Source organism: Hyphomonas sp. (genome assembly GCF_013823385.1).
Classification (GTDB): Bacteria; Pseudomonadota; Alphaproteobacteria; order Caulobacterales; family Hyphomonadaceae; genus Hyphomonas.
This window is the reverse complement of record NZ_PNMA01000001.1, coordinates 14,175-29,547: the sequence shown is the minus strand read 5'-3', so window position 1 is coordinate 29,547 and position 15,373 is coordinate 14,175. Positions and strand designations below refer to the sequence as shown.

Here is a 15,373-nt window from a genome sequence, read left to right as displayed (position 1 = left end):
CCGCCCAATCATTAATCAACGATGCACAAAACTTAATCGCAGGATCGAAGGTAACCAAAATGCGGGCACCCCCCTATCGCTTAAGGCGGGAACACCTCATACGCACGGATGGACTCTAAACCCGACGGCTGGGGAGAAACCACGCAATGAAAAAAATCGAAGCGATCATCAAACCGTTCAAACTCGACGATGTGAAAGAAGCGCTGCAGGAAATCGGCCTGCAGGGCATGACCGTCATCGAAGCGAAAGGCTTCGGCCGCCAACGCGGCCACACCGAACTCTATCGCGGCGCCGAATATGTCGTGGACTTCCTTCCGAAGCTGAAAATCGAAGTCGTGCTGCCTGACAGCGCGGTCGAAGGCGCGGTGGAAGCCATCAAGAAGGCTGCCCACACTGACAAGATTGGCGATGGCAAGATCTTCGTCTCCGACGTGATCGATGCCGTGCGCATCCGGACCGGCGAAACAGGCGACTCGGCGCTCTGATTATCGACCCAGCAGGGCCGGCAGGTACACTCCGGCCCCGCAAAACCTGCACCGAAGAAACGCTCATTAGAAGGCAAAAAAAATGGCAGATGATCTCCTCAAGATTATGAAGGACCAAGACGTCCAGTATGTGGACCTGCGCTTCACCGACCCGCGCGGCAAGCTGCAGCACGTGACCTTCCACAAGGACATGGTGGACGACAGCTTCTTCGAAGACGGCCAGATGTTTGACGGCTCCTCGATTGCTGGCTGGAAAGCCATCAACGAGTCCGACATGCTTCTGAAACCGGACGCGACCGGCGCGTTCATCGACCCGTTCTTCCAGCAGACCACGCTCGTGGTTTTCTGCGACGTTCTCGACCCCGTCTCGGGCCAGGCTTACAACCGCGATCCGCGCACCACGGCCAAGAAGGCGGAAGCCTATCTTGCCGCCTCCGGCGTGGGCGACACCGCCTTCTTTGGCCCGGAAGCCGAATTCTTCATCTTCGATGACGTGCGCTGGTCCACCGACCCGCACAAGACCGGCTACAGCTTCGACTCCACGGAACTGCCGGCCAATACCGGCCGTGAATACCCGATGGGCAATATGGGCCATCGCCCCGGCCCGAAGGGCGGCTACTTCCCGGTTCCGCCGATCGACTCCGAGCAGGACATGCGCGGCGAAATGCTGTCGATCATGGGTGAAATCGGCCTCCAGCCCGAGAAGCACCACCATGAAGTGGCCCCGGCCCAGCACGAGCTTGGCCTGAAATTCTCGACACTGACGGTCATGGCTGACCGCATGCAGCTCTACAAATACGTGATCCACCAGGTGGCGGCATCCTACGGCAAGACGGCGACCTTCATGCCGAAACCGATGTTCAAGGACAACGGCTCGGGCATGCACGTTCACCAGTCGATCTGGAAAGGCGGCAAGCCGCTGTTCGCCGGCGACAAGTATGCCGATCTCTCCGACATGTGCCTTTACTATATCGGCGGCATCATCAAGCACGCCAAGGCGCTGAACGCGATCACCAACCCGTCGACCAACTCCTACAAGCGTCTGGTTCCGGGTTATGAAGCACCGGTCATGCTGGCCTATTCGTCGCGCAACCGGTCTGCGTCGATCCGCATTCCGTTCGGCTCCAACCCGAAGGCAAAGCGTATTGAAACGCGCTTCCCCGACCCGATGGCGAACCCCTACCTCGCCTTCGCAGCGCTGCTGATGGCCGGCCTCGACGGCATCGAGAACAAGATCCATCCGGGCGACGCCATGGACAAGGACCTTTACGACCTGCCGCCGGCAGAAGCCAAGTCGATCCCGCAGGTCTGTGGCTCGCTGCGTGAAGCCCTGGCCGCGCTCGATGCTGACCGCGCCTTCCTCAAGAAAGGCGGCGTGTTCGACGACGATCAGATCGATGCCTATATCGAACTGAAGATGGAAGAGAACATGCGTTACGAACTCCATCCGCACCCGGTCGAGTTCGACATGTACTACAAGAACTAGAACGCGGGGTTCTGGTTCATGGGGCAGAAGGCCGGCATCTTCGGGTGCCGGCCTTTTCCTTGCCGCAATGGCATGGCACGCCTTGTCCCATGACCTCCCTGAAACTTGCGCTGCTGCACGGCGCTCACCTGTTCTGGCCCCTTGCCCTGCTCTGCCTGTGGGGGATTTTCCGCGGGCGCGGCGCGCTGCGGATTGCGGCCGGCCTTGTCCTTGTCCTGTCCCTGCCGCTCGCCTGGGGGCGCTTTGTCGAGCCCCGCCTTCTGACCGTACATGAGGCAACAATCCTCCTGCCGGGCGCCAGCGAGACATCCCCGGCCATCCGCATCGCCCTCTTCGGGGATCCGCATATCGGCCTCTTCCCCCATGCCATGCCCATCGGGCGGATTGTTGACCGGATCAATGCGGAAGGCGTGGACACTGTTTTCCTGGCGGGCGACCTGACCTATCATCCGAAGACGGAAGATATTCCCGAGCACTTCGCCGCGCTGGGCAGGCTGGAGGCGCCGCTTTTTGCCGTGCTGGGCAATCATGATGTCGGATTTCCGGGAACCAATCTCAGCGGGCCTCTGATGCAAGCGCTGCAGGCGGCAGGCGCGCAGGTTCCGCACAACCGCGCGCTCGATACGGAGATCGGCGGGCACCGGATAATCGTTGCGGGGGCGTCAGACCTCTGGGAACGGCGGCAGGATTTCAGCTTTCAGGCCAGCCTGCCGGAGGGCGTTCCGGTCATTCTGCTGACGCACAATCCGGACACGGCGCTCTCCGTGCCGGAGACGTTCGGGTATGATCTGATGCTAGCGGGGCACACGCATGGCGGACAGGTGCGGATTCCGGGGCTCTACAAGCGCTTCATTCCTGTGCGCGGCCCGTTTGACCGGGAACTGCACCACTTCCAGAGCGCGGCCGGAGAACGCCTCGTCTACGTCACCACCGGCACCGGCATGGTTGGCGTACCGATGCGCCTCCTGATGCCGCCCAGAATCGACATCCTGACCGTGCATCTGCCGGAGACTGATAAAACGCCCGCACAGAATTGAACCGATCCGCTTCTTGATCGTTCAACTGGCAGAGAGTCCGAAATACGGAGACAGCCATGACGCTTTTTTACAAGCTTCTGGGCGTGCTGCTGATTGTTGCGGGCTTGCCCCTCTTCTGGACGCCGGTGCCGGTTGGGGCAGTGCTCATCCTGATGGGCCTCGCCCTGCTCGTGGCAAACTCGGGGACCGCCCGGAAATGGCTTCACCAGCGCCGCCGGCGTCATCCCCGCCTCGACCGGTGGATGGAAAAATCAGAAAAATTCATGCCGCCCGCCTTTGCGCGCATCCTGCACCGGACGGGCGCGCATGAGCGGTGAGCCAAAGAAAACGCCCGCCGCGGGAGAAACCGGGCGGGCGCTTGTGTAATTAGGTTCAGCCCAAGGGTCAGCCTGCTTCGGTCTGGCTCTTGGAAGCGTGGACGTAGAGCGGCTCGGCATTGCCATCGACCACTTCAGCATTGATCACGACTTCTTCCACGCCGCGCAGGTTGGGCAGTTCGAACATCGTGTCCAGCAGGATGGATTCCATGATCGAGCGCAGGCCGCGGGCGCCGGTTTTCCGGGTGATGGCGCGGCGGGCAACGGCGACCAGCGCTTCCGGCGTGAAGGTGAGCTGGACGCTCTCCATGTCGAAGAGGCGCTGATACTGCTTGAGCAGGGCGTTCTTCGGCTGGGTCAGGATCTGGATGAGAGCTTTCTCGTCGAGATCTTCCAGCGTTGCCAGGACGGGCAGACGGCCGATGAATTCCGGGATGAGGCCGAACTTCTGGAGGTCTTCCGGCTCCACTTCGCGCAGCGTTGCGCCGACGCCGCGTTCTTCACCGCTCTTGATGGTAGCGCCGAAGCCGATCGAGGCGTTCTCACCGCGCGCAGCGATGATCTTCTCGAGGCCGGCGAAAGCGCCGCCGCAGATGAAGAGGATGTTGGTTGTATCAACCTGCAGGAATTCCTGTTGCGGATGTTTCCGCCCCCCCTGAGGCGGAACGGCCGCCACAGTGCCTTCCATGATCTTCAGCAGAGCCTGCTGGACACCCTCGCCCGACACGTCGCGGGTGATCGAGGGATTGTCCGACTTGCGGGAAATCTTGTCGATCTCGTCGATATAGACGATGCCGCGCTGGGCGCGCTCAACGTTATAGTCCGCCGCCTGAAGCAGCTTCAGAACGATGTTTTCCACATCTTCGCCGACATAGCCTGCCTCTGTGAGCGTGGTGGCGTCGGCCATGGTGAAGGGCACGTCCAGGATGCGGGCGAGCGTCTGCGCGAGCAGCGTCTTGCCGCAACCGGTGGGACCGATCAGCAGGATGTTGGATTTCGACAGCTCCACCCCATCGGCTTTGCCGGAATGGGACAGGCGCTTGTAATGGTTATGCACGGCCACGGACAGGATGCGCTTGGCATAGCGCTGCCCGATCACGTAATCGTCGAGAACATCGCAGATCTCCTGCGGGGTCGGCACGCCATCGCGGGACTTGATCGCGGAGGTCTTATTTTCCTCGCGGATGATGTCCATGCAGAGTTCGACGCACTCATCGCAGATGAACACGGTCGGTCCGGCAATGAGTTTCTTAACCTCATGCTGGCTCTTGCCGCAGAAGGAACAGTACAGCGTGTTCTTCGAATCGCCGGAGCCGTTTGGTTTGGTCATGCGGTCCTCACTGCCACACAAGGCTTAACGTGGGCTTTAAAGCCCAACCAAGCATGGTCTTTCTTTAGACAATAGAGCTGTTCGCCTGCCCTGCAAGGGCCGGGCCGCACCTTGAAAGAAACGCTATTATTTTTCTTCGTCAGCGGTACGGCGCTCATAAACCTTATCAACGATCCCGAATTCCATGGCTTCCTGAGCTGTCAGGAAGGTGTCGCGATCGAGCTTTCTTTCAACAGTTTCGTAGTTCTGGCCGGTATGGCGGACGTAAATCTCGTTCAAGCGGCGCTTGAGTTCGATTATTTCTTCAGCGTGGCGTTCAATATCGGTGGCAACACCAGAATAGCCGCCCGAGGGCTGATGCAGCATCACGCGGGCGTTCGGCAGGGCGATCCGCAGGCCCTTTTCCCCGGCGGCAAGCAGGAGCGAGCCCATCGAGGCGGCCTGCCCAATGCAGACGGTGGAGATCGGGCAGCGGACGTACTGCATGGTGTCGTAAATCGCCAGACCCGAGGAGACGTAACCGCCGGGGCTGTTGATATACATGGCGATTTCGCGCTTCGGGTTCTCGGATTCGAGGAACAGGAGCTGCGCCGTGATCAGGGATGCCACACCGTCATCAATCCCGCCGGTAACGAAAATGATGCGCTCCTTGAGGAGACGGGAGAAGATGTCGAACGCACGCTCACCCCGGCTCGTCTGCTCGACGACCATTGGAACGAGGTTGAGAGCGGTCTCATAAGATGTCGACATAAAATTGGCCTTGTGGGTCAGGGCTGAATCGCCACCTGCAGGATTGGCAGATGCCTGTATATTTGTCCATTCACCGGCGACCGCAAGGCCGCGCCTGCTGTGGAATAGCTCCGAATCCCTAACGGAACGGCCAGCCACCGCAACCACTGGGCAAATCAGCGCCCGGATTGTCCATGAATGACGCATAGTCAGCGATCACCTTGTCCCGCTGATGGTCGCTCAGAAGGACATGGTAACCGTCGGGATAGTAAACTGTTCGGACGTTCGGGGGGAAACGTTTCAGGGTCCGGCGCAGGCCGGCAGGGGGCACCACGCGGTCATGCGCGCCATAGGAAGCGAGCACCGGCAAGCTCTCCGGCAACAGGCTGGCGGCTTCATGGGCATGCTCCATTACCGTGACGGCGCCGGCGATCTGGTCGACCCTGTTGATACGGGCGTGCAGCGGATCGGCGTTCTGGAGACGGATGAAATCGGCATTGTCAGACATTTTCGGCTTCACGAAGGCCGGTGGGCTGACGATCAGGCCGGGGCTGAGGGCCGTCAGCAGCCTCAGTGCGCCCGCAGAGGCCGCGTCCAGAGCGCCCCAGCCGCGCAGGCCGGGGCCGGAGAGGATCAGCCGGTCTGCCTCAGGCGGGCGATCTGATGCAAAGGCGGTGATCGCAACAGCGGCGCCCATGGAGATGCCGATGACCGTGAGCGGCACACCCGGATGGCGGGCCCTTGCGAGGCTGGCGGCCGTGCGCAGGTCTTCCCGCATCAGCTCCTCATCTGCCCAGTGGCCCCGGCCTGCGGACCGGCCAAAACCGCGCTGGTCATACGCGTAGACCGCCCTGCCCTGTGCGGCCCAGGCGGGCGCGGCCAGGCGAAACTCACCCGCGTAATTGTTCATGCCATGGACGCCGACGATCACATGAGCGGGCGCGGCGGCGCCCTCAGCCTTCCAGACAGACAGGCCAAGCCGCGCGCCGTCCTGCGCGATCATGGCCTCTTCATCGTCAAGAAAGGCAGCCATCAATCCCCGTCAGCACGCCACCGGGGGCCGATCGGCAGACGCCCAGTGCTTGCAGCCTTCGCGGAAAGGCCACTCTCCCTCCCCGCTTGGCAGCCCAGCCGCAGGGTCTTTCATGAAGGCCAGATAATCGGCATGCACCCGCTCTGCCTGCAGATCGCGCAGCAGCATGTGGTATCCGTTGGGATAATAGACCGTCCGCACGAAGGACGGCAGGATCGCCGCCGCGCGGCGCACGCCGTTCTCGGGAATGACGATATCCTTCGCGCCATAGGAGATCAGCGTCGGCACGTTCGGCTTCAGCCGGGCGACGGCATTGTTGGCGTTTTCCATCAGGGCAACGAGGCCGTAGACTTGATCGATACGCGTCCGGTAGGTCATGTGCGGATCAGACCAGGTGCGGCGGAGCATGGCGTTGTTGTCTGAGGGCTCGATCTTTACGAGCCCCACCGGCGGCACGACGAGCCAGTCCGGATTGGCATGGGCCGATGCCCACAGGCTGACGCGGTAGAGCGGGTTGATAGCACCCCAGCCGCGCAGGCCGGGGCCCGACACGATGAGACGGTCAGCTTTCGGCGGGCGGTCCGACCCGAAAGCGGTCAGCGTGACGGAGCCGCCCATGGAGATGCCAACGACCGTGATGACGGCGCCGGGATGGCGGGCGCGGGCAACATCGACCGCCGTACGCAGGTCTTCGCGCAGCAACTCCTCCTCCGGCCAGATGCCCTTGTTGGGCGAACGGCCGAAGCCGCGCTGGTCGTAGGCATAGGTGGTGACGCCATGCTTTGCCCAATAGGGCGCGGCCATGTGGAAGGCGTTGGCATAATCGTTCATGCCGTGAACGCCGACGACGACATATTCGGGATTATCGGTGCCTTCGGCGGGCCAGACGGTGAGCCCGAGGCGGGCGCCGTCCTGGGTGATGAACTGGTTTCTTTCCGGAATGAAGGCAGGCATGACCTGCCCTGAAGGGCTGAGCGCGCCCTGCGTAACCGGCGTCGCGCAGGCCGCGACGGCCACAGACAGCGAGGCGATCAGCAGCGCGGCGAGCCGGAAAACACCGCGCGCCAGGGGGCGAAAGACAGAAGGCATAACATCAATCGTCATTATCTATTCCAAACAAGACCGGCGCCATCATCGCAGCGGCGGATGAACAGCGCCTGACGGATATAGGGCATTTTTGCGGACGCAGCACCGGCAGGACAACAGCGCCGGGGCGTCCGCCGTGTTGCTTGCCCGGCGGCGCCCAGCATGCGAGACCGGAGCATCCAAGAATCCTGACGGGGAACCGTTCATATGAAAATGAAATATCTCAGCTTCACGGCAGCGGCCCTGGCGCTGGCTGCCTGCTCGCCCTCTGCCCCGGCGAATGCACCGGAAGGCCCCCAGCCGCCGGCCGAAGAGCTGCTCCTGCCCCTGCCGGAAGGCACTGTGCCGGAAATTACCGCCGCAGACATTGCCGTGCGCGTCAAGACGCTGGCCGATGACGTGTTCGAAGGCCGCGGGCCGGGCACGCCGGCCGGCGAAGCCTCTGCCGCCTGGATCGCCGCCGAACTCGCCCGCATCGGCCTTGAGCCGGGCGGCGACAATGGCAGCTGGTTCCAGCAGGTCGACATGGTCAATCAGGCAATTGACCCAGCCAGTTCCAGCCTTGTGCTGACCTGGCCGGATCAGGATGAGCTGTCTCTCGCCCTGAAGGACCAGGCGGTTGTCTGGACGAAGCGCCAGAATGCCGACCACATTTCCTTCGAGCCGAGCGATGTAGTGTTCGTCGGCTATGGCGCCGTGGCTCCCGAATATGGCTGGGATGACTATGCGGGTCAGGATTATACCGGCAAGACGGTTGTGATCCTCGTCAATGATCCTGGCTTTGCCACGGGAGACGTGAACCTCTTCAATGGCAAGGCCATGACCTATTATGGCCGCTGGACCTACAAGTTCGAGGAAGCCGCGCGGCAGGGGGCGACCGCCGCCCTGGTCGTGCATGAAACCGAACCGGCCGCCTATGGCTGGGATGTCGTCGCCAATTCCTGGAGCGGCGCGCAGTCCGATCTGGTGCGCCCGGATGGCGGGGCAAACCGCGCCATGATGGAAGGCTGGATCCAGCGGGATGTGGCCGTGGAGATGTTCGCCAAGGCGGGCCTCGATTTTGAAGCCATGAAAACGGCGGCCAAGACACGCGGTTTCCAGCCGGTGCCGCTGGAAGGCGTGAAGGCGCGCGGCGAGATCCATCAGTCGATCGACAAGCTGACCAGCCGCAACGTGATCGGCGTACTGCCGGGCACCAAGACGCCCGACGAATATGTTCTGTATACAGCGCACTGGGATCACCTTGGGATGAAACAAGGCGCGCCGGGCGAGGACTTCTACGCCGACCAGATCTATAACGGCGCTGTGGACAATGCGACGGGCACCGCCGCCATTCTCGAGATCGCCGAAGCGATGAAGGCTGCGCCGCCGGAACGTTCCACGATGTTCCTCTTCTGGACGCTGGAAGAGTCGGGCCTGCTTGGATCAGAATATTTCGCCAACAACCCGACGGTGCCGTTCAACAAGGTCGTGGCCGGCGTGAACATTGACGGCGCGCTGCCGATGGGCCGCACGAAAGACATGACCGTGATCGGTTTTGGCGCATCCGAGCTTGAAGACATCCTGAAGGATGTGCTCGTCGCGCAGGACCGGATCATCACGCCGGATGGCCGGCCGGAAGCGGGCTATTTCTATCGCTCCGACCACATCTCGCTCGCCAAGAAAGGCGTGCCGATGCTGTATGCCGATGGCGGCGAAGACAAGCGCGAGGGCGGGCTGGCCGCTGGCCGGGCTGCAGCAGCGGCCTATACCGCCGAGCGCTATCACAAGCCGATGGACGAGTATTCCGACAGCTGGGATCTTTCCGGCTTCCAGGAGGATGTTCAGGCGCTTTACGAAGTTGGCCTGCGTATCGCGAACTCTGACACCTGGCCGACCTGGTATCCGGGCAATGAGTTCGAAGCAGTCCGCAAAGCAAGTCTCGCCGGCGAATAAGCCGGCGGGCCCTGCCCCCACACACTCAGGAACAGAGCGGCGAGATGCTTTCCTATCAGCATGGCTTTCACGCTGGAAATCGTGCGGACGTGTTCAAGCACGCCGTGCTCGACACCCTGCTGCGCGCCGCCGCAGCGGGGCCCCGCCCGATTTTCTATGTAGAAACCCATTCCGGACGCGGACGGTATGACCTCACGAATGCGCAGGCGCGCAAGCGGGGCGAGTCCGATGACGGCGTCATCGCGCTGATGAAGGGCAAGGCGCCCAAGCCGCTGTCGGGGTGGATGGAGCTGGTCAATGCACGCGGGGTGAAGGACTATCCGGGATCCCCCTCGCTGGCGCAGACGCTGCTGCCGAAATCTGCGCGGATGGTGCTGTTCGAGTTGCACCCGCAGGAAAACGCCGCCCTGAACGAGGCGATGAAGGGCGATGACCGCATCCGTATACAGAAGGCTGATGGCTATTCCGGCGCACTGCGGCTGGCGCCGCGCGCGGGCGAGCGGATGGTGGTTCTGGTCGACCCCAGCTATGAAACCCATCGCGATATTGAAGCCCTCGCGCTGTGGACGCCCAAGGCGCTGAAGCGGTGGCCGGACGCGCTGCTGATCCTCTGGCTGCCCCTTTTCCGGGATGGCCGCGAAGCGGAGTTTGGCGAATATCTGGCGACGCTGGGCGATGCGATGATCGTTGGCGCCCGCTGGCCGGTTGCGACCGGCACGGAAAGCTCCATCGAAGGCTCCGCCATGGTTGCCTATGGGGCCCCCGCCGAAGCGCGCGCCAAATGCGAGGCGATTGCGTCAAGCCTCGAGCATTACTGGGCTCAGGGGTGAGCCTTCAGCTGCGGGCGCCGCTTGTCACAGCGCCGATGTCAGCGTCGAGCTGGGGGCGGGTAAGCGCGCTCCCATATTCCTCATAGCTGCCGCCCAAGGCAAAGGTGACCATGCCGAACCCGCGGCAGAGGGTGAAGAACTGGCTGTAGATCGCCCGCTTGTTGCGGCCCAGCGTTGCCACCGCCGCGCCCATGACCAACAGCGCCCCCACGGCGATACGCGCCGCACCGTTCAAGGCCGCCTTGAGGCGCGCCACCCGCATGGAGCTGTGGCGAGACGTGATCAGCGCATCCGTGATGCCATAACGGTACCAGCGCCGGAACAGCCAGCCGACACGCGCCCGGTCTTCCGGAACATGTTCGTAGACGGAGGCATCTTTTGTCTGGGTGAGGCGATAGCCCTCATCCTGCATCTGGTAGAAGAACAGCGTATCTTCGCCGCCCATCTTTGAAAGGCGCGCATCAAAGGAGAGCCCAAGCTTGCGCACGACATGCATGTCCATCAGGCTGTTGCCGCTGCCGCCGGGGTCTGGCCGGTCGCGCGTCTCGGTGATCTCGATGGCGTGGACATTCCATTCCCGCATCCATTGCGGCGCGGACTCCGGATAGATCGACCAGACAGGCCCGAAGACAGCGCCGGCCTTCGTCTCGTCATACCGCGCAACCAAGGCCGCCAGCCATTCCGGGGCGGCAAATTCATCGTCATCAATGAAGGCCAGCAGATCGAAATCAGCGGCCATCTTGAGCGCGTGATTGCGGACATGGGTCACGCCTGGCGCCGTCTCCATCTCGTAGAGCAGCGGCATGGAGAACAGGGCCTTCCACTTCTCGACCACCGGGCGGGCGCCGCCGGACTTGTCATTGTCGATGACGGCCACGCTGACATCTGCATTCTCGGGCGGGACAAGCTTGTTAAGGCTGTCGAGCAGGCGCTCCAGCATCTCGTTCCGCCGGTAGGTCGGGATCGCGACCAGGATTTTCCTGCGTTCGGACGGGCTGCGAAGGGTCAATTCTGCTCTCCATTGGCTGGGCCGGACAAGACCTTGCAGTGACTGTGTTTACCACGATCCCGTTAGAGACATCGACGCAAAAACAGCCAGATCGAAGGTATACGGCCAGAGTTGAATGCTGAGGATGCAACTTTCGGGCCGTCTGCCCGGCGCGCTGAATGCAAAGCGGGGTGGCCCATAATGGACCACCCCGCCTGTGTCTGATCCAGCCCGAAGGCCCGGAAAACTTATTCGGCCGCTACAGCAACTTCCGCTGCCGACAGCTCCGTATAGCGTTTCAGATGGTGATCGACATTGCCGAACTCGGAATCGATCATCGTGAGACGCTTGAAATAGTGGCCGATGGCAAGCTCGTCGGTCATGCCCATGCCGCCATGGATCTGGATCGACTGCTGGCCGATGAAGCGGCCGCCCTGGCCGATGCGAACCTTGGCAGCCGAAGCGGCTTTCTTGCGGGTCACATCGTCTTCGCCCAGCTTCAGCGTGGCCATATAGGTCATGGACACCGACTGCTCATGCTCGATGAACATGTCGGCCATGCGGTGCTGGAGAACCTGGAACTTGCCGATCGGCGTGCCGAACTGTTTCCGGGTTTTGGAATATTCCACCGTCTGGGCGTTGGCGACCTTCATGGCGCCGCAAGCCTCGGCGCAGAGCGCGGCGATGGCTTCATCGGTCACCTTCTCGACCAGGCCGAGGCTGTCGGAGGGGTCGCCGATAACGGCATCAGCGCCGACGGTGACGTTTTCGAAGTAGACTTCCGAGGCGCGGCGGCCATCAACGGTGGGATAGTCGCGCGTGGTGACGCCCTTGGCATCTTTCGCAACGATGAACACGCCCACACCCTTGGCATCGCGGCGGCCACCGGAAGTCCGTGCCGTGACGATCAGGTGAGACGCCCAGGGCGCGCCGATCACGACCGCCTTGTGGCCCGAAATCTTCCAGCCGCTGCCGTCTTTCGTGGCGGTGGTTTCCAGGTCTGCGAGGTTGTAGCGGCCCTTGGGCTCGGCATAGGCGAAAGCGAACACGCGCTCGCCGGAAATCAGCGCCGCAAGGTGATCTTCCTTCTGAGCAGAAGTGCCTGCCTTGAGGAAGCCGCCAGCCAGAACGACGGTCTGCAGGAACGGCTCGACCACGAGACCTTTGCCGAACTCTTCCATCACGACCATAGCGTCGATCGGGCCGCCGCCGAGGCCGCCATCTTCTTCGGAGAAGGGCGCGGCCAGCAGGCCGAGTTCAGCGAACTGGGCCCACATTTCCGGACGCCAGCCCTCTTTCGAGGCGACGACCTTGCGGCGGGTGTCGAAATCATACTGGTCCTTGATCAGCCGGGCGAGGCTGTCGCGGATCATGGTCTGTTCTTCGGTGAAATTGAAATCCATTGATGTAATCTCCTCCCTGCCCCGGTGCCTTAGAGGCCGAGGATCATCTTGCTGATAATGTTGCGCTGAATTTCGTTCGATCCGCCATAGATCGAGGTCTTGCGCATGTTGAAGTAGGCATCGGCGCTGAAGTTGGAATAGTCCGGGCCCACACCGATTTCGTTCGAGCCGAAATGGTCCATGCCACGGGCATAGGGCGCGCCGTAATTGCCAACGGCTTCAAGCGTCAGCTCGGTCAGGCGCTGCTGGATTTCGGTGCCCTTGATCTTGAGGATCGAGCTTTCCGGGCCAGGGCCCTTGCCGGCAGCTTCAGACGCCAGCGTGCGCAGTTCGGTGAATTCAAGCGCCGTCAGGTCGATTTCGAGCTGGCTGATCTTGCGGGCGAATTCGTCCGTCTTGATCAGCGGCGTGCCATCGAGCGTTTCCTGCGAGGCGATGGAGCGGAGGCGCTCGACGCCGCGCTTGGAGCGGGCCACGCCGGCGATACCGGACCGCTCATGCGCCAGCAGGAACTTGGCGTAGGTCCAGCCTTCGTTTTCCTTGCCGACGAGGTTTTCCACCGGCACGCGGACATCCGTGAGCCAGGTTTCGTTCACTTCATGCGTGCCGTCGATCAGCTTGATCGGGCGCACTTCGATGCCCGGCGTTTTCATGTCGACGAGGATGAAGGAAATACCCTCCTGGGCTTTGGCCGACGGGTCGGTGCGGCAGAGGAAGAAGCCCCAGTCCGCGTGCTGAGCAAGCGTTGTCCAGGTTTTCTGGCCGTTGATCACGTAATGGTCGCCATCACGAACGGCGGTGGTCTTGAGGCTCGCAAGGTCAGAGCCTGCGCCCGGCTCGGAATAGCCCTGCGCCCACCAGACATCGCCGGCGAGAATGCCCGGAAGGTGTTTGGCTTTCTGCTCTTCATTGCCGAAGGTGTAGATCACCGGGCCGACCATCGAGATACCAAACGGAAGCGGCATCAGCGCATCAACGCGGGCATTCTCTTCCGACCAGATATAGCGCTGGGTGGAGGTCCAGCCGGTGCCGCCATACTTCTTCGGCCAGGCAGGCGCAGACCAGCCCTTCTTGCCGAGGATCTTGTGCCAGGCGAGGAATTGTTCGCGCGTCAGATCTTCCCGGTTGCCGAGCCCGACGAGCTCCTTGGGGTAATTGTCACGGATGAAGGCCCGCACTTCGTCGCGGAAGGCGATCTCTTCGGGGGAAAATTCGAGGTTCATGGACGTTCGCTCCTGGATCTGCCTGTTTGGTCCCGGCACTTCATTTCTGTATGTCAGCCATTCCTATTCGCTGACAAGGTGACGCGCACGTAAACGTAAAGAATGCCGCAGCTTTCCCTGCGTCACCCTTCCGCCGGCTTGGCAATGAAGGGCGCACAAGCGGTTTTGAGAAGCCCAACGGCCGTGGCCGAGCCGAGCCCGCTGCCGGTCTGGAATTCGAGCTGCACAAGCGGTTTGAGACCAATGCGCTCCAGCGCGGCCTCATGCGCGGGGCGCTGGGTGATATGAGAGGCCAGACAATGGCTGACGGCCTGGGGGGAGACGGCATGGACGATGCCGGCGGCTATGGTTGTGGCAAAACCGTCCAGCAGCACCGGAATGCCCTGATGGCGCGCTGCGATGATGGCGCCCACGCAGGCGGCAATCTCCCGCCCACCAAGGCAGCGCAGGGATTCGAGAGGGTCTGACAGGTGGCCGCGATGCACTTTCAGGGCGGTGCTCACGAGGTCCACTCTCTTCTTTGACAGGCCCGGCGGGGTCTGGGCGCTGGGGCGCACCCAGTATTCAGGCGATCCGCCATAAAGCGCGCAGGCCACAGCCGCAGCCACGGTGCCAACCCCGGCGCCGGAGACGGCGATGGCCAAAAGGTCGGGATTATCTTCAACCGCTTCAAAGCCGAATGCGATCGTGGCGGCGCATTCCCGCTCGGTCATCGCGGCGGTTTCGGCGATGCTGGGGGTCGGCTTGTCCAAGGCGAGTTCAAACACGCGGACATTGGCGCCAACCTGCGCGGCAATGGCCGAAAGGGGCGCGCGGCCAGACTTGAGCGCCTCGATATGGGCGCGTGTGTCGTCGTTGGACGAGAGCGAGACGCCAGAGTCGACCAGGCCGTGAGACCCGGCAAAGATCGCCAGTGTCGGCTTCTCGATACGCGGCGGAAAGCGGCGCTGCCAGGTGGCCAGCCATTCGGCGGCTTCGCCCAGGCGGCCGAAATCCCCTTCGCGGCCCATGCCGAGAAGCGCCTGATGGACCTTCCGGCCGGCGTCAGGATCCGTTTCGACCGGTTTCAGGATCAGGTCGCGGACATCGTCCAGGGGTGACTTGCTCCGGGTGGGCTCGCTCAAGGGAAAGATCTCCTGTTACCGGAATGCCCGGCAATCTTAATTATGGCAGATAAGCTACACGCCGTCCGGCAAGGAATTATTTCATCCTCTTCTGTAGAACTTGCACTGCAGCCCGCCGCCAGTATGGGTTACTCGTATAATGATACAGATTGAGCCGATAAAGAGCCCGTGCATCAAGGTTTGTGCTGTAGATGGCCAGACCGGGCTTTGCCTCGGCTGCGGACGGACCCTGCCGGAGATTGGCGCCTGGACACGTTTCAGCAATGAACAGCGTGACACAGTGATCGCCCAGCTGCCGGAACGGATTGAACGGTTGAAAGCCCTCGGGAAACGGTGACGGGTATGAGTGCAGGCAAGATCTTGGCCC

15 protein-coding genes are annotated in these 15,373 nt (G+C 62.1%); 7 read left to right on the top strand and 8 right to left on the bottom strand.

Translation table 11 applies throughout. The features are described from left to right. The first annotated feature begins 146 nt into the window (after window positions 1-146). From C0456_RS00135 to C0456_RS00120, 4 genes are all read left to right on the top strand, one after another. Complete coding sequence (locus tag C0456_RS00135) at window positions 147-485, top strand: P-II family nitrogen regulator (protein WP_011647079.1); 339 nt, start codon at window positions 147-149, stop codon at window positions 483-485. Window positions 486-567: 82 nt separating this feature from the next. Then, entirely contained in the window at window positions 568-1,971 is a 1,404-nt protein-coding gene (gene glnA, locus C0456_RS00130) for a type I glutamate--ammonia ligase (protein ID WP_291047203.1), read from the top strand. Between the two features lie 89 nt (window positions 1,972-2,060). Next, on the top strand, window positions 2,061-3,008 hold the full coding sequence (locus C0456_RS00125) for a metallophosphoesterase (RefSeq protein ID WP_291047201.1): 948 nt from the start codon (window positions 2,061-2,063) through the stop codon (window positions 3,006-3,008). 56 nt (window positions 3,009-3,064) lie between these two features. After that, a complete protein-coding gene (locus tag C0456_RS00120) occupies window positions 3,065-3,325 on the top strand; it encodes a hypothetical protein (protein ID WP_291047199.1) in 261 nt (86 codons plus the stop codon). A gap of 67 nt (window positions 3,326-3,392) precedes the next feature. On the opposite strand, the gene clpX is transcribed toward C0456_RS00120, so the two are convergent. The 4 genes from clpX to C0456_RS00100 form a co-directional block, all read right to left on the bottom strand. After that, a complete protein-coding gene (gene clpX / locus C0456_RS00115) occupies window positions 3,393-4,655 on the bottom strand; it encodes an ATP-dependent Clp protease ATP-binding subunit ClpX (protein ID WP_291047198.1) in 1,263 nt (420 codons plus the stop codon). A gap of 126 nt (window positions 4,656-4,781) precedes the next feature. Further along, window positions 4,782-5,405 carry an ATP-dependent Clp protease proteolytic subunit gene (locus C0456_RS00110; protein ID WP_291047678.1) on the bottom strand — a complete coding sequence of 208 codons (624 nt, stop codon included), beginning with the start codon at window positions 5,403-5,405 and terminating at the stop codon, window positions 4,782-4,784. A gap of 118 nt (window positions 5,406-5,523) precedes the next feature. Then, entirely contained in the window at window positions 5,524-6,417 is an 894-nt protein-coding gene (locus tag C0456_RS00105; protein WP_291047197.1) for an alpha/beta fold hydrolase, read from the bottom strand. A 9-nt stretch (window positions 6,418-6,426) separates the two neighbouring features. Further along, the gene (locus tag C0456_RS00100) at window positions 6,427-7,521 is read right to left on the bottom strand and encodes an alpha/beta fold hydrolase (protein ID WP_291047196.1); all 1,095 of its coding nucleotides are present in this window, start codon (window positions 7,519-7,521) and stop codon (window positions 6,427-6,429) included. 189 nt (window positions 7,522-7,710) lie between these two features. Here C0456_RS00100 and C0456_RS00095 point away from each other — a divergent pair, with 189 nt between their 5' ends. Together C0456_RS00095 and rlmJ are read left to right on the top strand one after the other, a co-directional pair. Beyond that, complete coding sequence (locus C0456_RS00095) at window positions 7,711-9,438, top strand: M28 family metallopeptidase (protein WP_291047195.1); 1,728 nt, start codon at window positions 7,711-7,713, stop codon at window positions 9,436-9,438. Window positions 9,439-9,527: 89 nt separating this feature from the next. Next, entirely contained in the window at window positions 9,528-10,268 is a 741-nt protein-coding gene (gene rlmJ / locus C0456_RS00090) for a 23S rRNA (adenine(2030)-N(6))-methyltransferase RlmJ (protein WP_291047194.1), read from the top strand. A 4-nt stretch (window positions 10,269-10,272) separates the two neighbouring features. Here rlmJ and C0456_RS00085 read toward each other — a convergent pair whose 3' ends face one another. From C0456_RS00085 to C0456_RS00070, 4 genes are all read right to left on the bottom strand, one after another. After that, window positions 10,273-11,277 carry a glycosyltransferase family 2 protein gene (locus tag C0456_RS00085; RefSeq protein ID WP_291047193.1) on the bottom strand — a complete coding sequence of 335 codons (1,005 nt, stop codon included), beginning with the start codon at window positions 11,275-11,277 and terminating at the stop codon, window positions 10,273-10,275. A gap of 227 nt (window positions 11,278-11,504) precedes the next feature. Next, window positions 11,505-12,659, bottom strand: a complete 1,155-nt coding sequence (locus C0456_RS00080; RefSeq protein WP_291047192.1) for an acyl-CoA dehydrogenase family protein — start codon at window positions 12,657-12,659, stop codon at window positions 11,505-11,507. Between the two features lie 29 nt (window positions 12,660-12,688). Continuing rightward, window positions 12,689-13,882: an acyl-CoA dehydrogenase family protein gene (locus tag C0456_RS00075; RefSeq protein ID WP_291047191.1), complete on the bottom strand. Its 1,194-nt coding sequence runs from the start codon at window positions 13,880-13,882 to the stop codon at window positions 12,689-12,691. A 122-nt stretch (window positions 13,883-14,004) separates the two neighbouring features. Beyond that, the gene (locus C0456_RS00070; protein WP_291047190.1) at window positions 14,005-15,006 is read right to left on the bottom strand and encodes a nicotinate-nucleotide--dimethylbenzimidazole phosphoribosyltransferase; all 1,002 of its coding nucleotides are present in this window, start codon (window positions 15,004-15,006) and stop codon (window positions 14,005-14,007) included. A gap of 139 nt (window positions 15,007-15,145) precedes the next feature. On the opposite strand from C0456_RS00070, the gene C0456_RS00065 reads away from it, so the two are divergent. Beyond that, on the top strand, window positions 15,146-15,343 hold the full coding sequence (locus tag C0456_RS00065; RefSeq protein WP_035602232.1) for a DUF1289 domain-containing protein: 198 nt from the start codon (window positions 15,146-15,148) through the stop codon (window positions 15,341-15,343). Window positions 15,344-15,373: the final 30 nt, after the last annotated feature.

Coding starts and splice junctions, on each gene's coding strand:
- clpX (WP_291047198.1), bottom strand. CDS start 4,655: ATGACCAAACCAAACGGCTCCGGCGATTCGAAGAACACGCTGTACTGT.
- C0456_RS00095 (WP_291047195.1), top strand. CDS start 7,711: ATGAAAATGAAATATCTCAGCTTCACGGCAGCGGCCCTGGCGCTGGCT.
- C0456_RS00125 (WP_291047201.1), top strand. CDS start 2,061: ATGACCTCCCTGAAACTTGCGCTGCTGCACGGCGCTCACCTGTTCTGG.
- C0456_RS00100 (WP_291047196.1), bottom strand. CDS start 7,521: ATGACGATTGATGTTATGCCTTCTGTCTTTCGCCCCCTGGCGCGCGGT.
- C0456_RS00105 (WP_291047197.1), bottom strand. CDS start 6,417: ATGGCTGCCTTTCTTGACGATGAAGAGGCCATGATCGCGCAGGACGGC.
- C0456_RS00075 (WP_291047191.1), bottom strand. CDS start 13,882: ATGAACCTCGAATTTTCCCCCGAAGAGATCGCCTTCCGCGACGAAGTG.
- C0456_RS00120 (WP_291047199.1), top strand. CDS start 3,065: ATGACGCTTTTTTACAAGCTTCTGGGCGTGCTGCTGATTGTTGCGGGC.
- C0456_RS00135 (WP_011647079.1), top strand. CDS start 147: ATGAAAAAAATCGAAGCGATCATCAAACCGTTCAAACTCGACGATGTG.
- C0456_RS00110 (WP_291047678.1), bottom strand. CDS start 5,405: ATGTCGACATCTTATGAGACCGCTCTCAACCTCGTTCCAATGGTCGTC.
- C0456_RS00065 (WP_035602232.1), top strand. CDS start 15,146: ATGATACAGATTGAGCCGATAAAGAGCCCGTGCATCAAGGTTTGTGCT.
- glnA (WP_291047203.1), top strand. CDS start 568: ATGGCAGATGATCTCCTCAAGATTATGAAGGACCAAGACGTCCAGTAT.
- C0456_RS00080 (WP_291047192.1), bottom strand. CDS start 12,659: ATGGATTTCAATTTCACCGAAGAACAGACCATGATCCGCGACAGCCTC.